Source organism: Pseudonocardia humida (assembly GCF_023898865.1).
GTDB lineage: Bacteria > Actinomycetota > Actinomycetes > Mycobacteriales > Pseudonocardiaceae > Pseudonocardia > Pseudonocardia humida.
This window is the reverse complement of the sequence record NZ_JAGSOV010000043.1, coordinates 1-25,296: the sequence shown is the minus strand read 5'-3', so window position 1 is coordinate 25,296 and position 25,296 is coordinate 1. Positions and strand designations below refer to the sequence as shown.

The 25,296-nt window shown below is 75.3% G+C and carries 25 protein-coding genes and 2 pseudogenes; 14 read left to right on the top strand and 13 right to left on the bottom strand.

All coding sequences use genetic code 11. The annotated features are described in order from the left end of the window. Positions 1-74: 74 nt before the first annotated feature. Positions 75-914: pseudogene (locus KDL28_RS21095) on the bottom strand (chromosome partitioning protein ParB); the annotation flags it as partial. Beyond that, a complete protein-coding gene (locus tag KDL28_RS21090; protein ID WP_252441174.1) occupies positions 914-1,561 on the bottom strand; it encodes a metallophosphoesterase family protein in 648 nt (215 codons plus the stop codon). The gene KDL28_RS21090 and the pseudogene KDL28_RS21095, both read right to left, overlap by 1 nt. A 58-nt stretch (positions 1,562-1,619) precedes the next feature. Between KDL28_RS21090 and KDL28_RS21085 the strand changes: the two genes are divergently transcribed. Further along, the gene (locus KDL28_RS21085; RefSeq protein WP_372497033.1) at positions 1,620-2,444 is read left to right on the top strand and encodes a class I SAM-dependent methyltransferase; all 825 of its coding nucleotides are present in this window, start codon (positions 1,620-1,622) and stop codon (positions 2,442-2,444) included. A gap of 299 nt (positions 2,445-2,743) precedes the next feature. Continuing rightward, positions 2,744-3,604, top strand: coding sequence for a DMT family transporter (locus tag KDL28_RS21080; RefSeq protein ID WP_252441173.1), 861 nt, complete (start codon positions 2,744-2,746; stop codon positions 3,602-3,604). On the opposite strand, the gene KDL28_RS21075 is transcribed toward KDL28_RS21080, so the two are convergent. Both KDL28_RS21075 and corA read right to left on the bottom strand, forming a co-directional pair. Continuing rightward, entirely contained in the window at positions 3,580-4,587 is a 1,008-nt protein-coding gene (locus tag KDL28_RS21075) for a DUF5914 domain-containing protein (protein ID WP_372497032.1), read from the bottom strand. The two genes, KDL28_RS21080 and KDL28_RS21075, sit on opposite strands and share 25 nt — an antisense overlap. A 47-nt stretch (positions 4,588-4,634) precedes the next feature. Continuing rightward, positions 4,635-5,660: a magnesium/cobalt transporter CorA gene (gene corA / locus KDL28_RS21070; protein ID WP_256502303.1), complete on the bottom strand. Its 1,026-nt coding sequence runs from the start codon at positions 5,658-5,660 to the stop codon at positions 4,635-4,637. A gap of 304 nt (positions 5,661-5,964) precedes the next feature. On the opposite strand from corA, the gene KDL28_RS21065 reads away from it, so the two are divergent. Beyond that, positions 5,965-6,468, top strand: a complete 504-nt coding sequence (locus tag KDL28_RS21065; protein ID WP_252441172.1) for a MaoC family dehydratase — start codon at positions 5,965-5,967, stop codon at positions 6,466-6,468. A gap of 1,320 nt (positions 6,469-7,788) precedes the next feature. Here KDL28_RS21065 and KDL28_RS21060 read toward each other — a convergent pair. After that, a complete protein-coding gene (locus KDL28_RS21060; protein WP_252441171.1) occupies positions 7,789-8,184 on the bottom strand; it encodes an NUDIX hydrolase in 396 nt (131 codons plus the stop codon). 104 nt (positions 8,185-8,288) lie between these two features. Between KDL28_RS21060 and KDL28_RS21055 the strand changes: the two genes are divergently transcribed. The 5 genes from KDL28_RS21055 to KDL28_RS21035 are packed head-to-tail and all read left to right on the top strand — an operon-like array spanning position 8,289 to position 11,072. Next, entirely contained in the window at positions 8,289-8,447 is a 159-nt protein-coding gene (locus KDL28_RS21055) for a hypothetical protein (RefSeq protein ID WP_252441178.1), read from the top strand. Positions 8,448-8,450: 3 nt separating this feature from the next. Continuing rightward, positions 8,451-9,038 (top strand): PH domain-containing protein, encoded by a 588-nt coding sequence (locus KDL28_RS21050; protein WP_252441170.1) that lies wholly within the window; start codon positions 8,451-8,453, stop codon positions 9,036-9,038. 34 nt (positions 9,039-9,072) lie between these two features. Then, positions 9,073-9,948, top strand: coding sequence for a PHP domain-containing protein (locus KDL28_RS21045; RefSeq protein WP_252441169.1), 876 nt, complete (start codon positions 9,073-9,075; stop codon positions 9,946-9,948). Between the two features lie 24 nt (positions 9,949-9,972). Continuing rightward, the gene (locus tag KDL28_RS21040; protein WP_252441168.1) at positions 9,973-10,809 is read left to right on the top strand and encodes a RecB family exonuclease; all 837 of its coding nucleotides are present in this window, start codon (positions 9,973-9,975) and stop codon (positions 10,807-10,809) included. Then, complete coding sequence (locus KDL28_RS21035; protein WP_252441167.1) at positions 10,806-11,072, top strand: hypothetical protein; 267 nt, start codon at positions 10,806-10,808, stop codon at positions 11,070-11,072. The genes KDL28_RS21040 and KDL28_RS21035 overlap by 4 nt, the downstream gene beginning before the upstream one ends. Before the next feature lie 4 nt (positions 11,073-11,076). Here the strand turns inward: KDL28_RS21035 and KDL28_RS21030 are convergent, their stop codons facing one another. The 5 genes from KDL28_RS21030 to KDL28_RS21010 all read right to left on the bottom strand — a co-directional run bounded on the left by KDL28_RS21030 (position 11,077) and on the right by KDL28_RS21010 (position 16,685). Then, the gene (locus KDL28_RS21030) at positions 11,077-11,874 is read right to left on the bottom strand and encodes an ABC transporter permease (protein WP_252441166.1); all 798 of its coding nucleotides are present in this window, start codon (positions 11,872-11,874) and stop codon (positions 11,077-11,079) included. Beyond that, positions 11,871-12,827 (bottom strand): ATP-binding cassette domain-containing protein, encoded by a 957-nt coding sequence (locus tag KDL28_RS21025; protein ID WP_252441165.1) that lies wholly within the window; start codon positions 12,825-12,827, stop codon positions 11,871-11,873. Before KDL28_RS21025 ends, KDL28_RS21030 begins: the two co-directional genes overlap by 4 nt. Before the next feature lie 41 nt (positions 12,828-12,868). Next, positions 12,869-13,414, bottom strand: coding sequence for an EXLDI protein (locus KDL28_RS21020; protein WP_252441164.1), 546 nt, complete (start codon positions 13,412-13,414; stop codon positions 12,869-12,871). A 71-nt stretch (positions 13,415-13,485) separates the two neighbouring features. Then, positions 13,486-14,730, bottom strand: coding sequence for an Rv3212 family protein (locus tag KDL28_RS21015; protein ID WP_252441163.1), 1,245 nt, complete (start codon positions 14,728-14,730; stop codon positions 13,486-13,488). A gap of 14 nt (positions 14,731-14,744) precedes the next feature. Next, positions 14,745-16,685 (bottom strand): DEAD/DEAH box helicase, encoded by a 1,941-nt coding sequence (locus KDL28_RS21010; protein WP_252441162.1) that lies wholly within the window; start codon positions 16,683-16,685, stop codon positions 14,745-14,747. 235 nt (positions 16,686-16,920) lie between these two features. Between KDL28_RS21010 and KDL28_RS21005 the strand changes: the two genes are divergently transcribed. From KDL28_RS21005 to KDL28_RS20995, 3 genes are all read left to right on the top strand, one after another. Further along, positions 16,921-17,589, top strand: a complete 669-nt coding sequence (locus tag KDL28_RS21005; RefSeq protein ID WP_252441161.1) for a ferritin-like fold-containing protein — start codon at positions 16,921-16,923, stop codon at positions 17,587-17,589. A 137-nt stretch (positions 17,590-17,726) separates the two neighbouring features. Then, entirely contained in the window at positions 17,727-17,957 is a 231-nt protein-coding gene (locus KDL28_RS21000) for a DUF3107 domain-containing protein (protein ID WP_252441160.1), read from the top strand. A 56-nt stretch (positions 17,958-18,013) separates the two neighbouring features. Beyond that, positions 18,014-18,922 (top strand): alpha/beta fold hydrolase, encoded by a 909-nt coding sequence (locus tag KDL28_RS20995; RefSeq protein WP_252441159.1) that lies wholly within the window; start codon positions 18,014-18,016, stop codon positions 18,920-18,922. Here the strand turns inward: KDL28_RS20995 and KDL28_RS20990 are convergent. From KDL28_RS20990 to KDL28_RS20980, 3 genes are read right to left on the bottom strand one after another with little or no spacing between them, the layout of a single operon-like run. Continuing rightward, positions 18,907-19,548 carry a TetR/AcrR family transcriptional regulator gene (locus tag KDL28_RS20990; protein ID WP_252441158.1) on the bottom strand — a complete coding sequence of 214 codons (642 nt, stop codon included), beginning with the start codon at positions 19,546-19,548 and terminating at the stop codon, positions 18,907-18,909. The two genes, KDL28_RS20995 and KDL28_RS20990, sit on opposite strands and share 16 nt — an antisense overlap. Before the next feature lie 48 nt (positions 19,549-19,596). Beyond that, positions 19,597-20,859 (bottom strand): HAD family hydrolase, encoded by a 1,263-nt coding sequence (locus KDL28_RS20985; protein WP_252441157.1) that lies wholly within the window; start codon positions 20,857-20,859, stop codon positions 19,597-19,599. After that, positions 20,856-21,770: a DUF8832 domain-containing protein gene (locus KDL28_RS20980; RefSeq protein WP_252441156.1), complete on the bottom strand. Its 915-nt coding sequence runs from the start codon at positions 21,768-21,770 to the stop codon at positions 20,856-20,858. Before KDL28_RS20980 ends, KDL28_RS20985 begins: the two co-directional genes overlap by 4 nt. Before the next feature lie 141 nt (positions 21,771-21,911). On the opposite strand from KDL28_RS20980, the gene KDL28_RS20975 reads away from it, so the two are divergent. The 3 genes and pseudogenes from KDL28_RS20975 to KDL28_RS20965 form a co-directional block, all read left to right on the top strand. After that, positions 21,912-22,946, top strand: coding sequence for an alpha/beta fold hydrolase (locus KDL28_RS20975; protein WP_252441155.1), 1,035 nt, complete (start codon positions 21,912-21,914; stop codon positions 22,944-22,946). A 37-nt stretch (positions 22,947-22,983) separates the two neighbouring features. Beyond that, the gene (gene moeZ / locus KDL28_RS20970) at positions 22,984-24,156 is read left to right on the top strand and encodes an adenylyltransferase/sulfurtransferase MoeZ (protein WP_252441154.1); all 1,173 of its coding nucleotides are present in this window, start codon (positions 22,984-22,986) and stop codon (positions 24,154-24,156) included. Between the two features lie 427 nt (positions 24,157-24,583). Continuing rightward, positions 24,584-25,296 (top strand): annotated as a pseudogene (locus KDL28_RS20965) (hypothetical protein); the annotation flags it as partial.

The window sequence follows — 25,296 nt, the reverse complement described above, 5'->3', positions numbered from 1 at the left end:
CCCCCCCGCGCCCCCGCCCCGCCCGGCGGGCGGGGGGGCCCCCCCCCCCCGCCCCCCCCCCCCCCCCCCCCCCCACGACCGTCGGTGCGCAGGCGGTCGAGGACCTCGTCGTCCCAGCGGTGGGCGCGGGTGAGGCGGTAGCGCTGCGCGGCCAGGTGCAGGTAGGCCTCGGCGTCGGTGCGCTCGCCGACCAGCCCCGCCTGGCGCAGCATCCGCACGGCCGGGGAGAACTCCTCGGAGTACCAGCGCCGGGCCACGGTGGGCCGGTCGAGGTAGCGGTGCTCCTGCTGCATCAGCCGGAAGCCCCACGCCTCCACGGCCTCGCTGAGCTCGGCGTAGGACCAGGCCCGGGTCACCAGGATGGTGGCCAGGGCCGGGCCGGGCAGCGGCACCCGGTCCAGGAACACCCGGCGCAGGTCCTTGGTGATCAGGTCGCCGCGGCGGGCGATCCCGGTGGCGTCGACGACGGTGGTCACCTCGGTCACGAAGGCCTCGATCGAACGCAGCCCCAGCGCGTGCGCCACCGACACCCGGTGGTGGCCGTCGCGGACGAAGTGCAGCTCCCCGATGCGGTACACGTCGATCGGTGGCACGGTCTCGCCGCGGCGCTGGGCCCGGGCCAGCCGCTCCCAGCGCTCCCGGCTGCGCCCGGACTTCGGCCGGAACCAGCGGTCGAAGTCTCGAGTGCGGTCGACGCTGCCGACGATGGTGTCCAGGTCGATCAGCTGCACGCCGGGCAGCCTGCGCTCCCCGGTGCGCCCGAGCGCGGCGACCACCTCGTCGAAGGGCAGCACCTCGGAGACGTCGTCGGGCTGGCGGCGCAGCCACGCGGCCAGCCGGGACAGCACCTGCCGGCGGCGGAGCCGCAGGAAGTCGTTCTCCGCGTCGGCGCGGGGGAAACCGGTGTCGGCCACTAGAGCTCCAGGACCTTGCGACCCACGACGTTGACGACCCGGGTGCCGCCGAGCACCCGGTCGGGCACCGGCTCGCCGTAGGGGTGGATGTGGCCGTGCACCAGCAGCCGGGGGCGCAGCGCCGTGACCACGTCGTGCAGGCAGTCGAAGCCGTGGTGGGGGCCGTCCTCCCGGTCGCCGCAGCGCCGCGGCGGGGCGTGGGTGAGCAGGACGTCGACGCCGCGGCCGTCGCGGCGGGTCATCCGCCGGGCCGCCCGGACCAGCTTGCGGGCCCGCCGGGCCTGCTCGGCCTGGGTCCACTGGTTGGGCCCGGGGCGGTAGCGCACGGACCCGCCCAGCCCCGCGACGCGCACCCCCGCCACGTCCACGACGCGGCCGTCGGCGTCGGCGAAACCGGGTGGCCCCGGCCACTCGACGGGGTGACCCGCGCGCAGCCACAGCCCGCCGCGCTGGGCGTAGCCGGAGATGTCGGGGTCGTGGTTGCCGGGCACCAGCACGCCGGGGCGGTCGAGCTGGTCGGTCAGCTCGGCCAGGTAGTCGAACGGCAGGTCACCTGCGGCGATGATCAGGTCGACGTCGCCGCGGAGGCCGGCGACCCGCCGCGGGCCGTCGACCACCTCGTCGCTCACCGCCAGGGCCCGGACCATCGCGGCCAGGGTACGGCCGCCCGCGCCCGGCCGCCGGGGATGCGTCACCATCATGCGGGTGAGCGCACCGAAGCCCGAGCGGCCCCGGCCGGGGAAGCGGCGCACCAGCGCCGCGAACGTGTCCGAGTCGTTCGACGAGCACGCCGCCACGTACGACCGGATGGTCGGGGCCAACCCCGGCTACCACGAGCACCTGCGGCTGTCGGCGCGCCGGATGGGCATCCCGAACCGCGGCTCCGGGATGCACCTGCTCGACCTGGGCTGCGGCACCGGCGCCTCCACCGAGGCCCTGCTCGCCGCCGCCCCGGACGCGCGGATCACCGCGGTCGACGCGTCGAAGGAGATGCTCGCCCAGGCCGCGGCGAAGACCTGGCCGCCGACGGTGCGGTTCGTGCACGCCGACGCCGAGGACCTCGTCGGCGCCGGCATCACCGGCCCGTTCGACGGCGTCCTGGCGGCCTACCTGGTGCGCAACCTGACCGACCGCGACGCCACCCTGCGCGCCGTCCAGGAGATCATGCGCCCGGGCGCCCCCCTCGCGCTGCACGAGTACTCGGTGAAGGACTCCCCGCGCAGCCGCGCGGTGTGGACGGCGGTCTGCTGGACCGTGATCATCCCGATGGGCCGGCTTCGGGCGGGCTCCGGCGAGCTCTACCGCTACCTCTGGCGCAGCGTCCTGGACTTCGACGGCGTCCGCGGGCTCACCGAGCGGATGCGCGGAGCGGGCTTCGAGGACATCAAGGTGCAGACGGTCGCGGGCTGGCAGCAGGACATCGTGCACACCTTCCTCGGCCGCAAGCCCGGTGGCACCGACGTCGTCGACCCGGCCCTCACCGTCGCCCCGACGCCGCCGGAGGGCATCGACGTGACGAAGCCGGAGTAGCGACGTCGCAGGGGCGGTGCCCTCCTCGCAGGGTCCACAGCACGTGCGAGGACGGCGCAAACCGCGCGACGCGGCCGCCCGGCCCGGATAGGGTCGTGGCGTGCACCGGACCTTCCCGATCACCCCGCCGCCCCGCTGACCGCGGGGCCGTCCGCGCCCGCGCGCCCGCCGGACGTCCGGCCGGCGCGCGTCTTCGTGCAACCGGGTTCCCCGCCGCGGATCGCCTGATCCCGCGGCCGGGCCCGTCCGGGCCGTCCCGCTTCCGCGACCCCACCCCTTCGTCGCTGGAGCGATCTCCCATGCCATTCCTCGTACTGGCCGGTGTCCTGTGGGGCACCGGTGGGCTGCTGGGCAGCCTGCTCGCCGAGCGGACCGGGCTGTCCGCGCTCGCCGTCGCCGGCTACCGCCTCGCCGGTGGCGGGCTGGTCCTGGTGGCCCTGCTGGCGCTGTCCGGCCGTCGGCCGCGGGGCCCCGCGGCCTGGCGGCGGATCGCCGCGATCGGTGCGCTGGCCGCCGTCTTCCAGGCCGCCTACTTCACCGCCGTCTCGCTGACCTCGGTCAGCCTCGCCACCCTGGTGACGATCGGCAGCGCGCCGGTCGTCGTGCTGCTCGTCGAGCGGGCCGGGGGATGGGCGATGGTCGGCACGGTCGGGCTGGCCGTGCTCGGGATCGTGCTGCTGGTCGGGCTGCCCGGCGGCGGGCTCGACCCGGCGTCGGCGCTGCTCGGGTCGGCCCTCGCCGTCGTGGCCGGGTCCGGGTTCGCGGCCATGACGCTGCTGGCCGCGCGCCCGGTGCCCGGGCTGGACGCCGCGCTGACGACCGGGCCGGCGTTCCTGCTCGGCGGGTCGGCGCTGCTCGTCCCGCTCGCCGCGGTCGACCCCTCGGCGGTGGCGTTCGTCCCCGAGCCGGGGGCGCTGGTCCTGCTCGTCGCCTTCGCGGTGCTGCCGACGGCGGCCGCGTACACCTGCTACTTCCGCGGGCTGGCCGCCAGCACGGCCTCGGTCGGGGCGGTGACGGCGCTGCTGGAGCCGCTCACCGCCGCGGTGCTGGCCGCGGTGGTGCTCGGCGAGCGGCTCGGGGCGGCCGGGACCGTCGGTGCGGCGCTGGTCGGGGCGGCGGTCGTGCTGGCCGGGCGTCAGGAACGGGAGCGCAGCGCGTAGCGGCGCTCGGCGTAGTCGAGGTCGTCGCGCCACAGCCGGGCCGCGACCACCCGCATCAGCGGGCGCACCAGCGGCCCGGCCGTGTGCGCCTTCGCGAAGCCCGGACGGTCCGAATGCGCCAGCACGGCCTCGATGACGGCGGTGCGCGGCACCCCGTCGGGCCCGGTCCTGAGCGGGGTGGCGTGGGTCTCCACCACGCTGCCGGCGCCCTCGCCGTCGACGATCCGCATCGTGATCGTGCGCGCGTCCGGGCAGCTGAACTCGGCGACCACCGGCACGCCGTAGCGCTTGCCCAGCGTGAAGGTCACCTCGACGAGGAACCGGTCCTCGGCAGGCGGGCAGTCGATCGCCGGCGCGCTCAGGACGCGCAGCGCGGTGAAGGAGTACGGGTGGAGCCAGGCCCCGTGCCACGGGTCCAGCCGGTTGGCGATGACGTCGTCGGGCTCGCAGCGGCCGATCACCGTGGCCACCGCGTCCAACCCGGGCACCGGCGGGCGCGGACCGATCACCGGGGCCTCGGTCGGCTCGCCGTCGACCGGGTCGCCGGTGCCCTCGAGGCGCACCCAGGCGAGCACGCCGTCGTCGTGCGCGGGCAGGGTGCGCCAGCCCGGCCGCCCCGCGGGCCCCAGCGCCAGCCCGTGCCAGCGGCAGACCAGCTGCCCCTCGTGCACCGGGGCGTCGCACAGCGCGGCGCCCAGGTGCGGGCAGGCCCCCGGCCCGACGTGCAGCGCGCCGTCGGTGTCGCGCCAGGCCACCAGCTCGCGCCCGGCCACGACCCGGCCGAACGCCTTGCCCGGGCGGACCTCGCGGCTGGCGGCCAGCACGTACCAGCCGCCCGTCGCGCGGGCCCTGGCCCGGTTGAGCGCCGCCCTGATCAGCCCCGGCTTGGCGGCGGCCCAGGTGGGCTCCTGCTCGGCCCATCGGGGGCGGTGCAGCCGGCGCAGCGGGTTGACCGACGGACGTTCGGTGCGCACCTCGTTCACCCGGCCAGGCTAGAACCGCGCCCCGGACCCGGCGACCGCGCGGGTGCCTACAGCCACTGGTTGCGCCGGAAGACCCGGAACAGCGTGACGCAGATGGTCGCGATGACCAGCAGGACCGCCGGGTAGCCGTACTCCCAGTGCAGCTCGGGCATGAAGTCGAAGTTCATGCCGTAGATGCCGGCGATCATCGTCGGCACGGTGATGATGGCCGCGTAGGACGTGATGCGGCGCATGTCGTTGTTCTGCCGCATGGTCGTCTTGGCCAGCACCGCGTCGACCAGCGAGGAGAGCAGCTCGTTGAAGCCGGCCACCCGCTCGGTGACGGTCGAGAGGTGGTCGTCGACGTCGCGGAAGTAGGAGCGGACCTCGTGCGGCACCAGCGAGCTGTAGCCCTCGGTCAGCTTGCGCAGCGGTCCGGCCAGCGGCGCCACGGCCCGGCGCAGCTCCAGCACCTCGCGCTTCATGACGTAGATCTGCTCGGCGTCCATGACCGAGCGCGGGGTGAACACCTCGCGCTCCATCTCGTCGATGTCGTCCTCGATGGCCTCGGTGACGTCGAGGTACTTGTCGACGACGTGGTCGGCCACGGCGTGCAGCACCGCGGCCGGGCCCAGCGCGAGCTGCTCGCGGTCGGCCTCCAGGCGGCGGCGGACGTCGGAGAGCGACGAGTGCTCGCCGTGCCGGACGGTGATGACGAAGTCGGTGCCGACGAAGACCATCAGCTCGCCGGTCTTGACGATCTCGTTGGCGGTGGTCGGCTGCGCGTGCCCGACGTAGCAGACCGGCTTGAGCACCATGAACAGCGTGTCGTCGTAGCGCTCCAGCTTGGGGCGCTGGTGGGCCTGCACGGCGTCCTCGACGGCCAGCTCGTGCAGGTCGAACACGTCGGCGATGCCGGTGATCTGCTCGGCGTCGGGGCGGTGCAGCCCGATCCAGACGAAGCCCTCCCCGCGGCGGCGCACCTCGGCCAGCGCCGCCTCGTGCGACCAGTGACCGGGCAGGCGCTTGCCGTCGACGTAGACGGCGCAGTCGACGACGGAACGCGCGATCGGCACGCGCAGCTTGGGCAGCAGCTCGGCCTTGGCGGCGCGGCGGGCGGCGGCGGGGCGGATGGCGGGACGGATCGAGGACAGGGCGGACACGGTTCACCTCCGGGAAACGGGACGCACGAGCGGAGCTCGCGACGAAGACTCGAACTCGCGTCCCAATGGGGTGGACCGTCAGCAGGTCACCAGCTCGGGAACGCGGCGACTACTGCAACCGGGTGCACTCGGCACCGCGCTCACCTCCCGTCCTGTGGTCGGGACCACCCTCCAGCCGGATGGCCACGGGTTAGATTACCCCTCCGTTGGCCTATCGACGCGGGAGGCGGCAGCGTTGCAGTTCGGGCGGTACTACGAGGAGTTCGAGGTCGGCGCCGTGTACAAGCACTGGCCCGGCAAGACGGTCACCGAGTACGACGACCACCTGTTCTGCCTGCTCACGATGAACCACCATCCGCTGCACCTGGACGCGAACTACGCGGAGGAGACCACGGAGTTCAAGCGCAACGTGGTCGTGGGCAACTACGTCTACTCGCTGCTGCTGGGCATGTCTGTGCCCGACGTCTCAGGCAAGGCCATCGCCAACCTCGAGGTCGAGTCCCTCAAGCACACCAAGCCGACCTTCCACGGCGACACCATCTACGGCGAGACCGAGGTGCTGGACAAGACCCCGTCCAAGTCGAAGGACGACCGCGGCGTCGTCCACGTGGAGACGCGCGGCTACAAGCAGGACGGCACCGTGGTGTGCACGTTCCGGCGCAAGGTGATGGTGCCGAAGCGCTCCTACGGCGATGCGCGCGGCGGCGAGCAGCCGGGGCGGCCGGTTCCGCAGGGCTGAGCCCCGCCGGCTCCGCCCTCGACTCCACGGCGCACACCCCTCGCCACCGCGCACACCTACCCGCCACCGCGCGCATGTCCTGACGTGTGCGCGGCGGCCACCCGGTGCGCGCGGTGCCCCGAACCCTGGCTCGCCATGGGCACCGCTGTGAGCGAGTGGCGCACTCGCACGGCGAGGTTGGGCGAGCGCCCCGCTCGCTCAGGCGGGGCCGGGCTGCCCCCGCTTCGCGATGACCGCGCACACCCAGCCGCCACCGCGCGCACCTACTCGCCACCGCGCACATGTCGGGACGTGTGCGCGGTGGCCACACGGTGCGCGCGGTGCCCCGGGACCCCCGCCGGACCCCGCCATCTCCGCGATCCCTCGCCGGTCCCCGGAGAAGTGCTCCCTGCCGTCGCGTCGGCACGCGCAGCGTGCATGGCCGGCCCGGCCCCCGCCACACCGCGCCAACCCGACCCCGGTGCCACGCTGGCGGGGGTCGGGACGGCCATGCCAACCTTCGTGGGACGACGCGACGGCAGGGGGCACTTCGGCCCCCCTGCTGGAGCCGAGGCCCGCCGGAGGCGCTCTTCACCCTCCCTCCGACGCGCTCTTCTCCTGGAGCGGGCGCGCGCCGGACGCCCTCGGTAGGCAGGAACGTTGCCGGGCGGCGTGCCCAGCCTCGGGCGAGCGGGCTGAGTCACTGGTGGGGTGAAGAGCGCCTCCGGCGGCGCCTCCGCGGCGGGCGACCTCGGATCGAGCAGGGGTTCGGCCCCTGCCGTCCCGTCGTCACGCCCAGCGAAGCACGTCCGCCGCGACCCCCGCACGGTTGGCATCCATGGGCGGCAGATGGGAGGGCGGGGTGCGGGGGTCGTGTCGGCCGCGCTCTGCCGTGCGCGCCGACGTGACGGCAGGGGCCTCGGGGGAGGAGTGGCGCTGCGCGCCGCCGTGCGTGGGCCCGACCTCGCCCCACCGCGCACACCGCTCGGCACCGCGCACACCGCTCGGCACCGCGCACACCCAGCCGCCACCGCGCACACCCAGCCGCCACCGCGCACATGTCCTGACGTGTGCGCGGTGGCCACACGGTGCGCGGTGCTGGGGCCCCCGCCGAACCGCGCCCGTCTGACCGAGAGCGGCTCTCGTCCCGCTGGGCTGCACGAGAGTGACGCTGGTTGCGTCTGGCGGGACGAGAGTCGCTCTCGTGCGCCGAGCGGGGTGCGCAATCGGGCAGGCTGGTGGGGGCGGCGCGCTTGCTGGCGAGGCGGGCCAGAGGTCCGATCCGGGTTGACTGATACGCCGACCGGGCGCTGAATCGAGCACGATGGGGTGTGAGCTCGCTCACTCGGGGAGCGCTCGCCACTCCGACAGGGTGGTGATCAGTTCGGCGACCAGTGGCAGAGCGTGCAGGTCCTCGGCGCTGCACCAGCGGGCGTCGAGGGCGTCGTCGCCGGCGCGCAGTGTGCCGCCGATGACCGTGCACAAGTAGTCGGCGATGGCGTAGTTGCCGCGTGAGACACGGCCGATCAGTGGTCCGGGTTCAACCGATAGGCCGGTCTCTTCTTCCATCTCGCGAACCAGGGCCTGCTGGTCGGTTTCGCCGGGTTCCACTCGTCCGCCCGGTAACGACCACTGTCCGCGACCGGGTTCGTTGGCGCGCTGGACGAGCAGCAGCCGGTGGAGATCGTCGTACGCGAGACCACCCACGCAGGGGATACCGGAGCTACGCTGCGTCATCTGGGCGGACCCTACCGAACCTCAGGTGCGGGATACCGCGCCCGGCGGACGGCGGGTTACATTGTGAACGACCGTAACTCCCTCGGTTCAGAACGGTGGTCCCGGTGAACGTGAAGAAGATCGTCGGTCTGCTCGCGATCGCGCTGCTGATCTTCTTCGTGGTCACCCAACCAGGCACGGCGGCCACCTCGGTGCAGAACATCGGCGACACGCTCCGCAACGCCGCCGAGTCGATCACCACGTTCTTCGCGCGGCTGGTCTAGCCCGTGCTCGCACCCCGCGAGATCGACGAGTACCTGCTGCCGACGGAGCGCAGGGTCATCCGGGTGCGCCAGCACTGGGCCGTGATGCTCAAGAACGTCCTGCAGACCGGCGGCTTCCTGCTCCTGATGGTCATCGCGGAGCGTTACATCCCGGACAGTGCGGAGTGCGTGGCGCTGTCCGAGCGCAACGCGGACCTCCCGCTCAGCTGCGCCATCGTCGACAACGTCACCTTCTACCTGGCGCTGGTGGCCGTGCTGCGGTTCACGGTCATGACGATCCTGTGGTGGATCGAGCGCATCGTGATCACCGACAAGCGGGTGATGCTCGCCCAGGGGATCATCGTGCACAGCGTGGGCATGATGCCGCTGGGCAAGGTCACCGACCTCACGTTCCAGCGCACGCTCGGGGGCCGCATGCTCGGCTACGGCACCCTGGTCGTCGAGTCGGCGGGCCAGATCCAGGCGCTCAACCAGATCGACTACATGCCGCGCCCGGAGGAGGTCTACGAGGCCCTCTCCGAACTGGTGTTCGGGGAGAAGGGCAAGACCCGGGCCACCGGCATGCTCGCCCGGCCGCGCTGGCGCAAGTGAGCGGCCCGCTCCCGGCCACGGGTTAGCCTCGGGCGTGCCCGCCCCATTGATCGACCTGCACGCCCACTCCACGGCCTCCGACGGCACCGACAGCCCGGCCGGCCTGGTCGCCGCCGCGGCCGCGGCCGGTGTCGACGTCCTGGCCATCACCGACCACGACACCACCTCGGGGTGGGCGGAGGCGCTCGACGCGCTGCCGCCCGGCATGCGACTGGTGCGCGGGGCCGAGTTCTCCTGCGTCAGCCCGACGGGGCGCGCCGAGCGCGACGTGGCGGTGCACCTGCTCGGCTACCTGTTCGACCCCACCCACGAGGCCATCCACGCCGAGCAGTCGCGGCTGCGCCTCGAGCGCGTGCAGCGGCTGCGCGCCATGGCCGGCAAGATGGCCGCCGACGGCTACCCGGTCGACCCCGACGAGGTGCTGTCCCTGCTGCCCGACGGCGCCAGCGCCGGGCGCCCGCACCTGGCCCGCGCCCTGGTCACCGCGGGTGTGGTGGCCTCGGTCGACGAGGCGTTCGCGACGTTGCTCTACACCGGCAGCCCGTACTACGCGCCCAAGGTCGACACGCCCGTGCGCAGCGCGATCGCCATGATCCGCGACGCCGGGGGCGTGGCGGTGTTCGCCCACCCGCTGGCCCGCAGGCGGGGCCGGGTGGTGGAGCCCTCGGTCTTGGTCGAGCTGGCCGCGGCCGGACTGGGCGGGGTCGAGGTCGACCACCCCGACCACTCGCCGGAGGACCGCGAGCTGCTGCGGGCGCTCGCCGCCGAGCACGACCTGGTCGTCACCGGCTCCAGCGACTACCACGGCACCAACAAGACGACTCCGCTCGCCGCCGAGCGCACCGCCGAGCCCGCCCTGGACGCCATCGTCGAGTGTGCGAGCGGAATCGAGGTCGCCACCGGTCGGTGATCGGGGCGCGATACCGTGGGGCTGGTGGAAGGCGCGCAGCTCGGGTTCGAGTTCGAGACGACGCGCCTGGTCAAGGTCACCCCCGCGCGGCTGGCCACCTGGGCCGACTGCCCGCGCCGCTTCCGGATGACCTACGTCGACAAGCCGCCCCCGCCGCGCGGTGGCGCCCGCGCCGCCGGCACCCTGGGCGCGGTCGTGCACCTCGCGCTGCGCGCGCTGTTCGACCTGCCCGCCCAGCGCCGCACGCGGGAGGCCGCCGCCGCGCTGGTCGACCGCAACTGGTCGAGCGAGGGCTTCCGCGACGCGGCGCAGGCGGCGCAGTACCGGGAGCGGGCCCGCGGCTGGGTCGCCGACTACGCCGAGGGGCTCGACCCCGAGGACGACCCGGTCGGCCGCGAGCAGTGGGTGTCGGTGTCCACCGAGCGGATCGTCGCCGAGGGCCGCGTCGACCGGATCGACCGGCGCGGCGCGGAGCTGGTGGTCGTCGACTACAAGTCCGGGCGCCACGTGCCGACCGAGCAGGACGCCGCCGACTCGGCCGCGCTCGCCCTGTACGCGCTGGCCACCGAGCGCACCCTGCGCCGGCGCTGCGCGCAGGTGGAGCTGCACCACGTGCCCTCGGGCGAGGTGCGGGCCTGGCGCCACGACCGGGAGTCCCTGCGCGCCCACGTGCGCCGCGCGGAAGGCGCTGCCGCCGAGTTCGCCGCGGCCACCGACGACCTGGCCGCGGGCGGCGACCCCGACGTCCTGTTCCCACCCCGGCCCGCGCCCCGCTGCGGATCGTGCGAGGTGCGCCGCAACTGCCCGCAGGGTCGGGCCGCGGCGCCGGAGGCGGCCTCGTGGGCCCACCTCGCGCCGTGACGGCCGGCCGGCTCCTGCGCGGCCTGACCGGGGTGCTGGCCGGCGGGCTGGTCGCGCTGCTCATCGCCCTGGTGATCGCCTGGTACGTCTCCGGCACGCCCGGTCCGGGCACCGGCACGCTGGTCTGGCACGCGCTGGCGGCCGTGGTGGCGGTGGGCGCGCAGGTTTACGCCGACCGGCACGCCGGTGGGCGCGGCGCGGCGGCGGCGGTCGTGGTGCTGGCGACCGCCACCGCACTGCTCGTCTTCCAGTGGTGGGAGTGAGGGCTCAGCCGGTCCGGCGGTCGTAGAGCCGGCGGGCCCACAGGTAGCCCAGCGCGCTGATCAGCACCGACCACCCGACGGCGAGCCAGCCCGCAGACCCGACGGGCGTCCCGGACAGCAGCCCGCGCACGCCCTCGATCATCGGGGTGAACGGCTGGTGCTCGGCGAACCAGGCCAGCCCGACCGGCAGCGAGTCGGTGGGCACGAACCCGCTGCCCAGGAACGGCAGGAACGTCAGCGGCATCGGCAGGTTGCTGGCCGACTCCACGTTCTTCGCCACCAGACCGAGCGCCACCGACAGCCAGGTCATGGCGAAGGCGATGAGCGCCAGCAGCCCGGTCGCGCCCAGCCAGCCCAGCGGGCCGGCGGCGGGCCGGTAGCCCAGCAGCAGCGCGACGCCGAGCACGACGGCCACGCCGATGAGGCTCTGGACGACGTTGCCGACCACGTGCCCGGTCAGCACCGCGACCCGGGCGATCGGCATCGTCTTGAACCGGGCGATCAGGCCCTGGGTCATGTCCATCGACACCGTGACGGCGGTGCCGTTGGCCGCGGCGGCCACCGTCATCAACAGGATGCCCGGCACCACGTACCCGAGGTAGGCGGTGCGGCCGTCGGTGCCGCTGCCGCCCGCGCCGATCCCGGCGCCCAGCGTGGCGCCGAAGACGTAGACGAACAGCAGCAGGAACACGATCGGCATCCCCACCAGCATCAGCGTCATGGAGGGGTAGCGCACCATCCGCAGGAGGTTGCGCCGCAGCATGGTCGACGAGTCGGTGGCGGCGCGCACGATCGTGGTCATGCCGGCGGGGCCTTCCGGGAGGCGGAGCGGTCGGTCAGGGCCAGGAAGACGTCGTCGAGGTCGGGGGCGTGCACGGACAGGTCCTGCACCTCCGCGGCCGCGGCGTCGAGGCGGGCGAGCAGGTCGCGCAGCGAGGCAAGGCTGCCGTCCGCGGGGACCTGCAGGCTCAGGGCCTGGTCGTCGCGGGTCGAACCGGCCAGCGCCCGCGCGGCGGCCTCGAGCCCGTCGGCGTCGGCGAAGCGCAGGCGCACGTGCCCGCCGGGGACGAGGCGCTTGAGCTCGTCGGGGGTGCCCTCGGCGACCAGCCGCCCGTCGTCGAGCACGCCGACGCGGTCGGCCAGCTGGTCGGCCTCGTCCAGGTACTGGGTGGTCAGGAAGATGGTCACGCCGCCGCGGACGAGTTCGCGGACGAACCGCCACACCTCCCGCCTGCTGCGCGGGTCCAGGCCGGTCGTGGGCTCGTCGAGGAAGATCACGCGGGGGGTGCCGATGAGCGTCATCGCCAGGTCGAGGCGCCTGCCCATGCCGCCGGAGTAGGTGGCGGCGGGCCGGGCGGCGGCTTCGGTGAGCCCGAAGCGCTCCAGCAGCTCCTCGACCCGCTCGCGGCCGCGGGCGCGCCCGAGGTGGTGCAGGTCGGCCATCAGGCGCAGGTTCTCGCGGCCGGTGAGCAGGTGGTCCACCGCGGAGAACTGGCCGGTGACCCCGATCGCGGCGCGCACGGCGTCGGGATCGCGGGCGACGTCGTGCCCGGCGACGGTCGCCGTGCCGGCGTCCGCGGCGACCAGCGTGGACAGGATGTTCACGGTGGTGGTCTTGCCGGCCCCGTTCGGGCCCAGCAGGGCGTACACGCTCCCCGCGGGCACGCGCAGGTCGGCGTCGTCGAGCACGACGTGCTCGCCGTAGGCCTTGCGCAACCCGACGGTGACGATCGCTGGATCGGACTGTTCGGTCATGTCCCTCGCCTCGCCTGTCGTGGCCACCCGTGGTGGCCGGTCTAGAGGTCCAGGTCCTCGACCGCGGGCTCGTCGGCCAGCTGGGCGACGACGGCGTAGAGCTCCGGCGGGATCTTCCCGGCGAGCTCCTCGATCGTCGCCGCCACCTCGAGCGTGGACTCGGCCTGGGCGAACACCCAGCTGGACTCGTCGATGCCGAGCATCACGCGCCAGTTGGTCAGTTCGCGGACCCAGTTGCCCGAGCTGTGGCTGTCGTACTCCTCGGGGGAGCGGCTGACGTGCACCGCGAACTTGCCGCTTCGGGTGCGGTACACGCGGTACTCCTCCTCCCGCGTCGACGTCGAGCGGCCCAGCTTGCCGAGCAGGATCCCGGAGAAGCGGACCTTGCGGCCCACCCCGACGCCGACCCGCACGGTGATCTCGTCGAAGCCCTCGGTGCGCCCCTCCTCGGCGTCGACGTACCGCCGCAGCGCCGCGCCGATCGCCGCCGACAGGCTGCCGCCCGCGAGCTCCGCGGCCCGCTTGAACAGCGGCAGATCCTCGTCCGACACGTAGATCGTCTTGTTGGGCACCAGCACCTCCTGCACGGCGGGGACTATACGCATATGTGTACGTAGATGGGAAGGCGTGCGGCGACCGGTCCCGGCCGCACCCGGCGTCACCCCGAAGGACGCAGCGCGACCAGTTCGGTCCCGCGCTGCTCGACCACCACCTCGCCGACCGAGTCCAGGTGCACCGGGGCGAGCGGGTCGGCCCGCGGGACCCGCAGCGTGCGCAGGGTGGCGCCGGTGACCGGGTCGAGCTCGGCCAGCCCGTCGGGCACCGGGAGCAGCAGGCCGCCGCCGTGGGGCAGCGCGGGCCCGAGCGCGTCCGCGGCCGTCCACACCGGGCGCAGGGTCGTCTCGTCGAGCGCGACCGTGCGCGAACCGGTCCACCAGTACACCCGCTGACCGCCCACCCGCACGGCCGCCACCCCACCCGGGGGATCGACCGCCAGGTCCGCCTCCGGGACGTCGAGGCCGATCACCTCGACCTGGGCGCCCTGGCGGTCGAACACCAGCAGGCGCGGCGGTCCGGGCAGCGCGACCGCGGCCAGCTCGGTGGTCAGGGCGACGAGCGTGGCCCCGACGCCCGGCAGCGCGACCGAGAACTCCACGGCGGGCTTGTCCGCGCCGTCCGGACCGTCGGGGGAGATCGTGGTGAGCCGGTCGCCGAACTCGCCGGGGCAGCGCTCGATCACACCCAGCCGCCCGGAGACGAGCGCCGTCGAGCCGTACCGGCAGCCGGCGCGCGGCTGGCGCTCCGGTTGCGCCGGCGCGCTGACCAGGCCGTACTCCAGCGTCTTGACCAGGTCGGAGCGGAGCACCTCGAGGTAGTCCGACCCGGTGCCGACCACCGACGAGCCCGCGGCCAGCAGCCGGGCCCCGGGGCGGGTGTCGGGGTTGGCGGCCGCCGCGCGGGCGCCGGTGTCGGGGCGCAGCGCCGTGAGCTCGCTGCACCAGTGCGGGCCGTCGCCGTAGAGCGCCAGCACCCGCCCGACGCCCTGGTCGGCGCCGGGGAAGCCGGCCGCGGCCGTGCACAGCGGCTCGTCGCGGGAGTAGGTCCAGGTCGTGGTGCCGGTGAGCGGATCGTGGCCGGTGACGGTGGAGCCGTCGGCGGTGACCACGGCGTGCGGCGAGACGACCGGCAGCGGCGTGGCGGCGCTGGGTGCCCGCCACGCCTCGGTGAACCCGGCGGGCACCCCGGCGGCCGGGGGCGGCTCGGGCGCCGCCGCGGCCGCGGGCGCCGACGTCGTGCCGGCGACCTCGCCGGTGCTCCACAGCACCGTCGCCGCGACGACCCCGAGCACGACGAGAACCGCCGCGGCGACGAGGTCACCGCGGCGGCGTCGCTCCGGGCGCACCGGAGAACCGTCGATCAGCTGGCCGCGGCGTCCGGGCCGGTGTCGGCCTGGGTCGCGGACTCGCCGGCACCCGAACGACCGCGGCCGCCGCGGCGGCGGCGCCTGCGGGGCCGGCTGCCGTCGGGACGGGGGTTGCTGCCGTTGGTGGTGGAGGTGTCCGGGCCGTCGGTGCCGGCCGGAGCGGCCGGAGCGGCCTCGGCGGTCACCGTGTCGGAGCCCGACGCGGGCTCGCCACCCTCGGCGCCGGCGACGGTCACGCCGGCGCGGCTGCGGGTGCGGGTGCGATCGGCGCGCGGGCGGCGCGGGGCCACCACCTCGTCCTCGGGGCGCTTGCGGTCGCGCCCGGTGCGCTTGTCGGCGCGCTTGCGGCCGCCGTGGTCGAGCTCGGGGTCGACGTACTCGGCGTCGAGACCGGCCCGGGTGCGCTTCGAGCGCGGCAGCCTGCCGCTGGCCGAGGTGGGGATGGCGAGGTCGGCGTAGAGGTGGTCGGACGTGGAGTACGTCTCGACCGGCTCGTCGATGCCCAGGTTCAGGTCGTCGCTGACCATCTTCCAGCGCGGCATCTCGTCCCAGTCGACCAGGGTGACCGCCACGCCCTCCTTGCCCGCCCGGCCGGTGCGGCCGATGCGGTGCACGTAGGTCTTGGAGTCCTCCGGGCACTGGTAGTTGATGACGTGCGTGACGTCGGTGACGTCGATGCCGCGGGCGGCCACGTCCGTGGCCACCAGGACGTCGATCTTGCCGGAGCGGAACGCGCGCAGGGCCTGCTCGCGGGCGCTCTGGCCCAGGTCGCCGTGCACGGCGGCGGCGGCGAACCCGCGGTCGGCCAGGTCGTCGGCGACCCGCTGCACGGTCCGCTTGGTCCGGGCGAAGATCATCGTCAGGCCGCGGCCGTCGGCCTGCAGCACGCGGGTGAGCAGCTCGACCTTGTCCATCGCGTGCGCCCGGTAGACCAGCTGGCGGGTGCGCTCGTGGATGGAGCCCTGGTCGGACTCCTCGGCCCGGATGTGCGTGGGCTGGGTGAGGAAGGCCCGCGACAGCGCGATGATCGGGCCCGGCATGGTGGCCGAGAACAGCATCGTGTGGCGCTGCTCGGGCAGCATCCGCATGATCCGCTCGACGTCGGGCAGGAAGCCCAGGTCGAGCATCTCGTCGGCCTCGTCCAGGACCAGCGCCTTGACCCGCCCGAGCACCAGGTGGCGCTGCTCGGCGAGGTCGAGCAGCCGGCCCGGGGTGCCGACGACCACGTCGACGCCCTTGCGCAACGCGGCCAGCTGCGGCTCGTAGGCCCGGCCGCCGTAGATCGCGGTGACCCGGATGCCGAGGTGCTTGCCCGCGTCGGCGATGTCCTTGGCGACCTGCACGCACAGCTCGCGGGTCGGCACCACGACGAGCGCCTGCGGCACGTCCTTGGTGCGGTCGGCGGCCTCGCCCTCGGCGTTGGCCGCGGGCTGCTCGGACGGCGGCACGACCCGCTGCAGCAGCGGGACGCCGAAGCCCAGCGTCTTGCCCATGCCGGTGCGGGCCTGGCCGATGATGTCGTCGCCGGCCAGGGCCAGCGGCAGGGTCAGCTCCTGGATCGCGAACGTGCGCACGATGCCGGCCTCTGACAGGGCCCTGACGATCTCGGGGCGCACGCCGAGCTCGGCGAAGGTGGGGGAGTCCTCCCGGACCGGCGCACCGGCCTGCAGCGGGTGGGCCTCGACGACGTCGTCGGCCGGGGCCGCGTCGACAGTGGGGTCGACCGCGGCGGCGTCGGCCGCCGTGGCGGCCTCCCCGGCCGCGGGACCGGCCTCTGTGGAGTTGTCCGAGCTGTCGGGGTTCTCGGGGGTGTCGTTCTCGACGGACAGGATGATCGCCTCTCTCCGCGCAGGTGCCGGGGCCGGTTCCTCGGACCACCGGCCATCGCGGGAGCGGGCCTGGCGGGAGAACCGACGAGGCGCCGTACGCACCATGTCGTTGCGATCTCCGGTCGGGCCGGGGCCCGGAGCGGGTCGGCCGGTCGGGAGACCGCGGGTATGCGCGCACCCGATCGGATGCTGCGACACGCGCCATCCTACCCGGGATCGGGTCCGGGGTCAGCAGCCGTGGCCGGACCGGTCGGTGAGCTCGGCTGCACTCGATCGGGTGGCCGGTCGTCTCCGCCCGTTCCGCCCGTCACCGGACCGGGTGCTGGCCTACGCTCCGGGCATGACGACTGCGCGGGCGGCGGAGCCCGCCGGAGCGGGGCGGGCCACGGTCGACCTGCTCGGCCTGCTGGCCTACGGGGAGCTCTCGGCGTTCGACCGGCTGGCCGAGGACGCCAGGGCGGCGCCCACGCTGACCGGCCGGGCGGCCCTGTCCGCGATGGCGGCGGCGGAGATCGGGCACTTCCGGCTGCTCGAGGAGCACCTGCGCGGCCTGGGCGTCCCGGTCGAGGACGCGATGATGCCGTTCGTGCGCCCGCTGGACTCCTACCACCACTCGACCGCGCCGCGCAGCTGGCTGGAGTCGCTGGTCAAGGCCTACGTCGGCGACGGGCTCGCGGCCGACTTCTACCGCGAGATCGCCGGCTGGCTGCCCGGCCCCACCGGGGAGCTGGTGCAGCAGGTGCTCGCCGACACCGGGCACAGCGCGTTCGCCGAACGGGAGGTCCGCGCCGCGTGCGCGGCCAACCGCCAGGTGCACGACCGGCTGGCGCTGTGGGGCAGGCGGCTGCTCGGCGAGGCCGTCACGCAGGCCCAGCACATCGTGGCCGAGCGCGACGAGCTGGCCGACTTCATCGTCTCCGGCTCCGGCGACCTGTCCGGCATCGCCCAGCTCATCCGCCGCGTGCAGTCCAACCACGGCAAGCGGATGGCCAGTCTCGGCCTGACCTGACCGGTCCGACCGCCCGGTTCGCCGAGGGCTGACCGCCCGTGGCGGCCGCGCGCGCGGCGCTCGACTAGCCTGGGTGCGGCTGGGAGACCAGCGAGGACGGCCCAGTTCGAACGGAACGTGACCCGGGAGGTTCACCGGTGGAGGTCAAGATCGGCATCGCGGAGAGCCAGCGCGAGCTCGTGGTGTCCAGCGACCAGACGCCGGACGAGGTCCAGCGGCTGGTGGACACCGCGCTCGGCGGCTCGGGCGACGGACTGCTCCGGCTGACCGACGAGAAGGGGCGCCGCTACCTGGTGCGCTCGGAGCAGATCGCCTACATCGAGATCGCCCCCGACGACGCCCGTCGCGTGGGCTTCGCGATCGGCTGACGCCCGTACCCTCGAACCGACCGGACCACCCGTCCGGCCGGTTCGAGGGGAGCGGGATGGCGCAGACCGGTGTCGACACCGACGACGGCGTGCGGCTCTCGGTCCTGGTCGAGGAGCCCGAGCGCGCCGCGGTGACGGTCGTGCTGGCCCACGGTTGGACCCTCGACACCCGCACCTGGGGCCCGGTCGCGGCCGGCCTGCTGCGCGGACCCCGGCCCCCGCGGGTCGTGCGCTACGACCACCGCGGCCACGGCCGGTCCGATCCGGCGCCCCCGGAGACGATGACCATCGACCGGCTCGCCGACGACCTCGCCCACGTCATCGCGGCGACCGCACCCGACGGCCCGCTCGTGCTGGCCGGGCACTCGATGGGCGGCATGGCGCTCATGGCGCTGGCCGAGCGGCACCCCGCGATGGCGGCGCGCGCGGCCGGACTGGCCTTCGTCGCCACGGCCAGCGGCGGACTGGCCCGCACCGCGTTCGGGCTCCCCGAGCGGGGCGCCGCCGTCGCTCGCGCGGTCGACCGCCGCCTGCGCGAGCTGCCCGGCCGGTCGCGGCGCGGCTCGATGGGCCCGCCATGGCTGCTGGCCCCGGCGCTGCGCTGGCTGCTGCTGGGCCGCCACCCCGACCCGCTGGCCCGCCTGCTGACGGTGCGGGCGGTCGCGGCGTGCCGGCCGCAGACGGTGGCCGGCTTCCGGGCCACCCTCGACGAGCACGAGCGCGACACCGCGCTGGCCGCCTTCGCCGGCACGCCGACGGTGGTCCTCGCGGGCGACCGCGATCGGCTGACGCCGCTGGCGGCGGCCCGCCGGATCACCGAGGCGCTGCCATCGGCGCGGCTGACCGTGTTCCCCGGCGCGGGGCACATGCTGCCGGTGGAGCGGGTGCCCGGGGTGGTCGCGGAGCTCGACGAACTGGTGCGCGGGGCGGTCGAGGGCGCGCCCGCGCGTCAGTCGCCGGGCTGATCGGCCGGGTTGACCAGCGGGAAGCCGGCGATGCCGCGCCAGGCCAGCGCCGACATCAGCTGCACGGCCTCCTCGCGGGGCACCTCCCGGTCGGAGGTCATCCAGTGCTGGGCGCTGTGCCTGCTCAGCCCGACCAGCCCGACGGCCAGGAGCCGGGCGCGGGCCCAGTCGATGCCCGCGTCCTGGGTGACCGCGGTGGCGATGGCGTCGATGCAGCGCACGGAGGCCTGCTCGACGACCGCGGCGGCCTCGGGCTCGTTGCGCAGGTCGGACTCGAAGATCAGCCGGAAGGCGCCGCCCTCGCCGGCCACGAAGTCGAAGTACGCCGAGACGGCGGCGTGCACGCGCTCGCCGTTGTCGGAGGTGGAGGCCAGTGCGGTCCGCACGCGGGCGACGAGGTCGTCGGCGTAGGTGCTCAGCAGGGCGCGGTAGAGCTCGAGCTTGCCGGGGAAGTGCTGGTAGAGCACCGGCTTGCTGACCCCGGCCCGTTCGGCGATGTCGTCCATCGCGGCGGCGTGGTAGCCCTGGGCGGAGAAGACGTCGCGCGCGGCGACGAGCAGCTGCGCCCGGCGTGCCGAACGGGACAGACGGCCACCGCGGGGGGCGGCGGTCGGCGCCTCGGTCATGCGGTCGCACCTCCTATGGCCCACGCGTTCGTGGGCGGCACGAGCAGTTTACCCGCAGGTAGCACCCGCGGGCTCGGCCCGGCCGGTGACCGCGTCGCCACCGCCCGCCCGAGCTGCGGCGTTCGGGCCGAACGCCGCCACCGCCAGCCATCCGGTCGCGGCCAGCGCCGCGCCCGCGGCCGGGACGGCGGGCGCGAGGATCGGCGGCAGCAGCCCGGCGGCGGCCGCCCCGGCCCCGAGGAGCGCGGTGGCCGACGACAGCCCCTCCACTGCCGTGCGCACCCGTCGCGCGCGGCGGGCCAGCAGCAGCGCCCCGACCAGGGCCGCCGCGCCGCCCTCGGGCACCGGCAGGTCGACGACCGCCCCGCCGCCGGGGGCGGCGCGGGCCACGAGCGCGCCCTTGGCCCGCAGCAGCCGCACGACCTCCGCGCCCGAGCCGGGGGAGGGCTCGGCGACCACGTCGTCGGGGTCCGCGTGGAGCCGCTGCGCGAGCGCCGCCGCGACGCCGGGCCCGGCGCCGGTGAGCACCACCGGGCGGACGCCGGCGCGCCGGGCGAGGGCCAGCGCGGCCGCGGCGCCCGGGCGCAGCGGCTCGTCGACGTCGAGCAGGCCGCGGGCGACGCCGTCCCAGGCCACCGCGACCGCCGTCCGCCCCTCCCGCTCGATCTCGTCCCGCGCGGCGGCGAGCTCGGCCGGCAGCGCGATGCCGTGCTCGAGCAGGAACGCGGCGCTGCCGACCAGCACGGCGTGCGCGACGACCTGGTCGCCGACCACGTCGGCGACCACCCCGAGCGCGCCTCGGCCGGGCAGCGCGTCGAACTCGGCGACGTCGGGTGGTTCCTCGCCTTCCGCGGCGGCGGTGACGACGGCGGCGGCCAGCGGGTGCTCGGCCGGGCGCTCGACGGCGGCGGCCAGCCGCAGCACCTCGGCGCGGTCCTCACCCGGCGCCGCCGTCGTCGCGCGCAGCTCGGCGACGCCGGTGGTGACCGCGCCCACGCGCGGCAGCACGAGGGTGTCGACCTCGCCGAGCAGGGCGAGCTCGGTGAAGCCCAGCGGCACCCCGAGCCGGGCCGCGCCGCGCCGGGCGGTCGCCGGCAGGGCCCGCTCGGCCAGCGGCGTCGCGACCGGGCAGCCGGCCACCAGTACCGCGGCGGCGATCGCGCAGGCGGCCGCGGGCACCGCCCCCGCGCCCAGGTGGAACCCGAGCGCGGCCACCGCCAGCACCAGCACGACGACCGCGACCCGGACCGGTACCCGGCCGAGGGCCGGGTGCGGCGGCGGAGCGGGGATGCTCCCGGCGGCCCCGGTCACGACCCGCTGCGGGTGGCCACCGTGAACTCCGCCGTGTGCACGGCCCCGGCGTGCTGGAAGTCCAGGTAGAGCCGGTACTCGCCGGACGAGGGCACGTCGGCCACGAAGGCGATCGCCGGGCCGGCGCGGTCGGTGGCGGCGGGGGCGGCGCCGTCGGGGTGGACGTGCAGGTAGACCAGGTCGCTGCGGCGCAGCGTCACCAGGTGGCCGAACGCCCCCAGGTAGGGCTCCAGGTCGGTGACCGGCGCGCCGTCGCGGGTGATCGTGGCGAAGACCTGCGACGGGCTGCCCGCGACCAGCTCGCCGTCCAGCCGGACCTGGTAGCCGTCGACCTGGGCGACCCGCGACGGCGCGGTCGGCAGCGGCGTGAAGTCGCCCGCGGCGTAGAGGTCGGCGCCCAGCACCAGGTGCGGCCCGCCGGTGGGCACGAAGTCGGCGTAGGCGCGGTAGACCCCGCCCGCCGGCAGCACCAGCGGCACCCGCCACACGCCGTCGGGGCCCAGCACCGGGTGCAGGTGCTGGAAGCCCGCCGTGTCGCGGCGCACGACGATCAGGTGCAGCTGCCGCTCGTGCTCGACGTCGAAGGCGGTCACCGGACGCCCGTCGGAACCGGTGATCGCGAAGCCGAACTCGGCGGGCGCCCCCGGCAGGAACGTGGTGACCTGCGGCACCAGCGTGTAACCCGCCGCCGTCGCGGTCAGCCCCGCGGACTCGACCTCGGACCCGGCGCCGTCCTCGTGGCCGTGGCCGGCTCCGGCCGCCTCCCCACCCGCGTCGTCGTGCGCCATCGCGCTCGCGGGCGCCGCGGTCGTCGAGGGGGGCGGCCCGACGTTGGCCCCGGTCGCCCAGGCCGCGGCGAAGACGAGCGCCAGCCCCGCGGCGAACCCGGCCAGCCGTACCGCAGTCCTCATCGCGCCGTGGACCTCCCGCCCATCGATACCCCACCCCGTGCGATCGACTACCCCTGACCCGTACAACGCGCGGGACGGCCCGAGGATCTCCCGGTTCGCCGGGGGTTGGCGCGGGCGGCCCCCGTCGGGTACCTGTCGACCGTGGTCCCCACCGCGTCCGCCGCCGTCCACCCGCCCGTCACCCGGCGCCCGCCGGGTCGCGCCGCGCCCCGGGACGCTCCGCTCGCCGACCCGTCCACCCTGCCCGAGCGCGACCCTCACCGGTTGCCGTGGCCGGGCCGCGAGGTCACCTCCGGCGGCGTGACGCTGCACGTGCGCGAGACCCCCGGCCCCGACGGTGTCCCCGCCGTCTACGTGCACGGGTTGTCCGGGTCGGCGACCAACTGGACCGACCTGGCCGCCCTGCTCCGCACCAGGGCCGCCGGGACGGCCGTCGACCTGCCCGGGTTCGGCCTGTCCCGGCCGCCGGCGTCGGGGCTCTACACGCCGGCCGTGCACTCCGACGCGCTGCTGTGCTTCCTGGCCGGGCGCGGCCGCCCCGTGCACCTGGTGGGCAACTCGATGGGCGGGGCGGTCGCGCTCGCCGTCGCGGCCCGCCGTCCCGAGCTGATCCGCACCCTGACGCTCATCTCGCCCGCCATGCCCGACCGCCGCCCCGACCCGCGGCGGGTGTCCGACCGGCGGATGCTGCTGGCCCTGCTGCCCGTGCTCGGGCGCGGAGCGCGGGCCGCGCTCGCCGCCCAGAGCCCGCGCGAGCGCGCCGAGCAGGTGGTCCGGCTGTGCTTCGGCGACCCGTCGATCGCCGCGGAGCACCGCCTCGCCGAGGCCACCGAGGAGTACGCCGCGCGCGCCCGCCAGCCGTGGGCGTTCGAGGCCGCCCGGCAGACCGGGGTGGCCATGGTGGCGGGCTGGCTGCGCGGCGAGTCGCTGTGGACGGTGGCCGGCCGGGTCCAGGCGCCCACGCTCGTCGTCTGGGGCGACCGCGACCGGCTCGTCTCGCCGCGGCTGGCCCGCCGCACGGTCGCCGCCATCCGCGGCTCGCGGCTGCTGATGCTGCCCGGCGTGGGCCACGTCGCGCAGATCGAGGCGCCCGAGGCAGTGGCCCGCGCCGTCGCCGGCCTGTGGGACGCGGTGGCCGACGGGAGCTGGGAAGATCCCGGCCCGGACGGGCGTTGACGACCAGGAACAGCCCACGAATCGAGGAGCACCCATCATGGCGCTACCACCGCTGGTGGAGCCGGCCGCGGAGCTGACCAAGGACGAGGTCGCCCGCTACAGCCGGCACCTGATCATCCCGGACGTCGGGATGGACGGGCAGAAGCGGTTGAAGAACGCGAAGGTGCTCGTCGTCGGGGCAGGCGGCCTGGGCAGCCCGGCGCTGCTCTACCTGGCCGCGGCGGGCGTCGGCACGCTGGGGATCGTCGAGTTCGACGAGGTCGACGAGTCCAACCTGCAGCGCCAGGTCATCCACGGCGTGTCCGACGTCGGACGGCCGAAGGGGGAGTCCGCGCGCGACTCCATCCGGGAGATCAACCCGTTCGTCGAGGTCCGGCTGCACCCGGTGCGCCTGGACTCGGAGAACGTGCTCGACATCTTCCGCGACTACGACCTCATCCTCGACGGCACCGACAACTTCGCCACCCGCTACCTGGTCAACGACGCCGCCGTGCTGCTGGGCAAGCCGTACGTGTGGGGCTCGATCTTCCGGTTCGAGGGCCAGGCCTCGGTGTTCTGGGAGGACGCGCCCAACGGCCAGGGCCTGAACTACCGCGACCTCTACCCCGAGCCCCCGCCGCCGGGGATGGTGCCCTCGTGCGCGGAGGGCGGCGTGCTCGGCGTGCTGTGCGCGTCCATCGGTTCGATCATGGTGACCGAGGCGATCAAGCTGCTGACCGGCATCGGCGAGCCGCTGCTGGGCAGGCTGATGGTCTACGACGCCCTGGAGATGAGCTACCGCACCATCCGGATCCGCAAGGACCCGGAGGCGCAGAAGATCACCGAATTGATCGACTACGACGCCTTCTGCGGCGTGGTGTCCGACGACGCGCAGAACGCCGCCGCCGGGCACACGATCACCGCGACGGAGCTCAAGGAGATGTTCGACGCGGGCAAGGACTTCGCCCTGATCGACGTCCGGGAGCCGCACGAGTACGAGATCGTGCGCATCGAGGGCGCCACGCTCATCCCGAAGGACCGCATCCTCTCCGGTGAGGCGCTGGCCGAGATCCCGCAGGACAAGCCGGTCGTGCTGCACTGCAAGTCGGGTGCGCGCTCGGCCGAGGCGCTCGCGGCCCTGCACCAGGCCGGTTTCCGCGACGCCGTGCACGTCGGTGGCGGGGTGCTGGCCTGGGCCAAGCAGGTCGACCCCTCGCTGCCCACGTACTGATCCGACCACCGCCCGGTCACCGGTCGGTACGTCCCGCTTCCGCCCGCTCCCGGTTCGCGCCGGGGCGGGCGGAACCGTTTCCGACGCCTTCCCCCGCGCGACCACGCCTTCTTCACGCAGCGTCACGAATTCCGCGGTTCATCTCGACCCTGGGCTCATGTTGCTCCGCCATTCGAGTGCCATCCGTTCCCTTCGGAGATCAACTCGAACCCCGACCGGCCCGACCGCGTGCTAGCGATGACGGTTTCGGCGGGTCCGCCGGGCAATGCACGTGCACGGTGGGTCGGCGTTGGGGTGGGGGTCTGCGGTGGAAGACCGGAATATCAGGCAGTGCGCGTTCGACGGGTGCGACACGTGGGTCGAGGACATTCCCGGGCGGCCACCACGACGCTATTGCGGCCCCGCCCACCGCGCCGCCGCCCGCCAGGTGCGGCGCACCGCGTCCCGGGCGTCGCGCCAGCAGGACGCGGGGGCCCCGGTGGGCGCCGTCGTCCCGGGCGAGGACATCGCACGGGGTGCACCGGCCGACGTCCCGCGCCTCGATGCCGAGCCCGCTCCGGGCGATGTCACACCGCCTCCGAGGGAGGTCGCCGAGGCCACCGCGCCGGAGGTCCCCGACGCGGACCCGCTGTGGGTGGACCTGCCCCGCCGCTCCGCCGACACGGCGAGCCGCTCCACCGGCACCGGTCGCCACGCCATCGCGCCCGGTGGCCGGCACACCGCCCCCGTCCAGGTCCCGCCGTCCGCCGCGTCCGGTCCGGACGAGCGGACCGGGGCGCGGCCCACCACGGCGCAGGGGGTCCTCCCCACCCCCCTGCCGTGGGCCGCGCCACCCGCGGCGCCGGTCGACCGAACCCCGGACGTGACGCCCCCGGCCGGGGCGCCCGACGCCCCGGAGCGTCCGTCCGGTCGACCGGCCGCCGCGGTCCCCCCACCGCCCTCCCACGACCCGGCCGAGCGCTCCCCCCAGCGCGCCGCCGACGGTCGGGGGAGTGCGACGGAGGAGCCGCGCACCGTCCCGCGACGGCCGTCCGGCCAGCCCGTGGCGACCGGCCGGCACGCCGCGGTCGAACCGCGCACGGTGCCGGCCCGCCCCGGTCCCACCGGGCGCGGCGACGCCGTGCCCGCCGGTGGTCGTCA

What these genes read in the sequence shown, in the direction of transcription:
- moeZ (WP_252441154.1), top strand. Translation starts at nt 22,984, where the DNA reads ATGGCGCTACCACCGCTGGTGGAGCCGGCCGCGGAGCTGACCAAGGAC.
- KDL28_RS21025 (WP_252441165.1), bottom strand. Translation starts at nt 12,827, where the DNA reads ATGACCGAACAGTCCGATCCAGCGATCGTCACCGTCGGGTTGCGCAAG.
- KDL28_RS21030 (WP_252441166.1), bottom strand. Translation starts at nt 11,874, where the DNA reads ATGACCACGATCGTGCGCGCCGCCACCGACTCGTCGACCATGCTGCGG.
- KDL28_RS20990 (WP_252441158.1), bottom strand. Translation starts at nt 19,548, where the DNA reads ATGACCGAGGCGCCGACCGCCGCCCCCCGCGGTGGCCGTCTGTCCCGT.
- KDL28_RS21010 (WP_252441162.1), bottom strand. Translation starts at nt 16,685, where the DNA reads ATGGTGCGTACGGCGCCTCGTCGGTTCTCCCGCCAGGCCCGCTCCCGC.
- KDL28_RS21090 (WP_252441174.1), bottom strand. Translation starts at nt 1,561, where the DNA reads ATGGTCCGGGCCCTGGCGGTGAGCGACGAGGTGGTCGACGGCCCGCGG.
- KDL28_RS20980 (WP_252441156.1), bottom strand. Translation starts at nt 21,770, where the DNA reads ATGAGGACTGCGGTACGGCTGGCCGGGTTCGCCGCGGGGCTGGCGCTC.
- KDL28_RS21005 (WP_252441161.1), top strand. Translation starts at nt 16,921, where the DNA reads ATGACGACTGCGCGGGCGGCGGAGCCCGCCGGAGCGGGGCGGGCCACG.
- KDL28_RS21060 (WP_252441171.1), bottom strand. Translation starts at nt 8,184, where the DNA reads ATGACGCAGCGTAGCTCCGGTATCCCCTGCGTGGGTGGTCTCGCGTAC.
- KDL28_RS21080 (WP_252441173.1), top strand. Translation starts at nt 2,744, where the DNA reads ATGCCATTCCTCGTACTGGCCGGTGTCCTGTGGGGCACCGGTGGGCTG.
- KDL28_RS20995 (WP_252441159.1), top strand. Translation starts at nt 18,014, where the DNA reads ATGGCGCAGACCGGTGTCGACACCGACGACGGCGTGCGGCTCTCGGTC.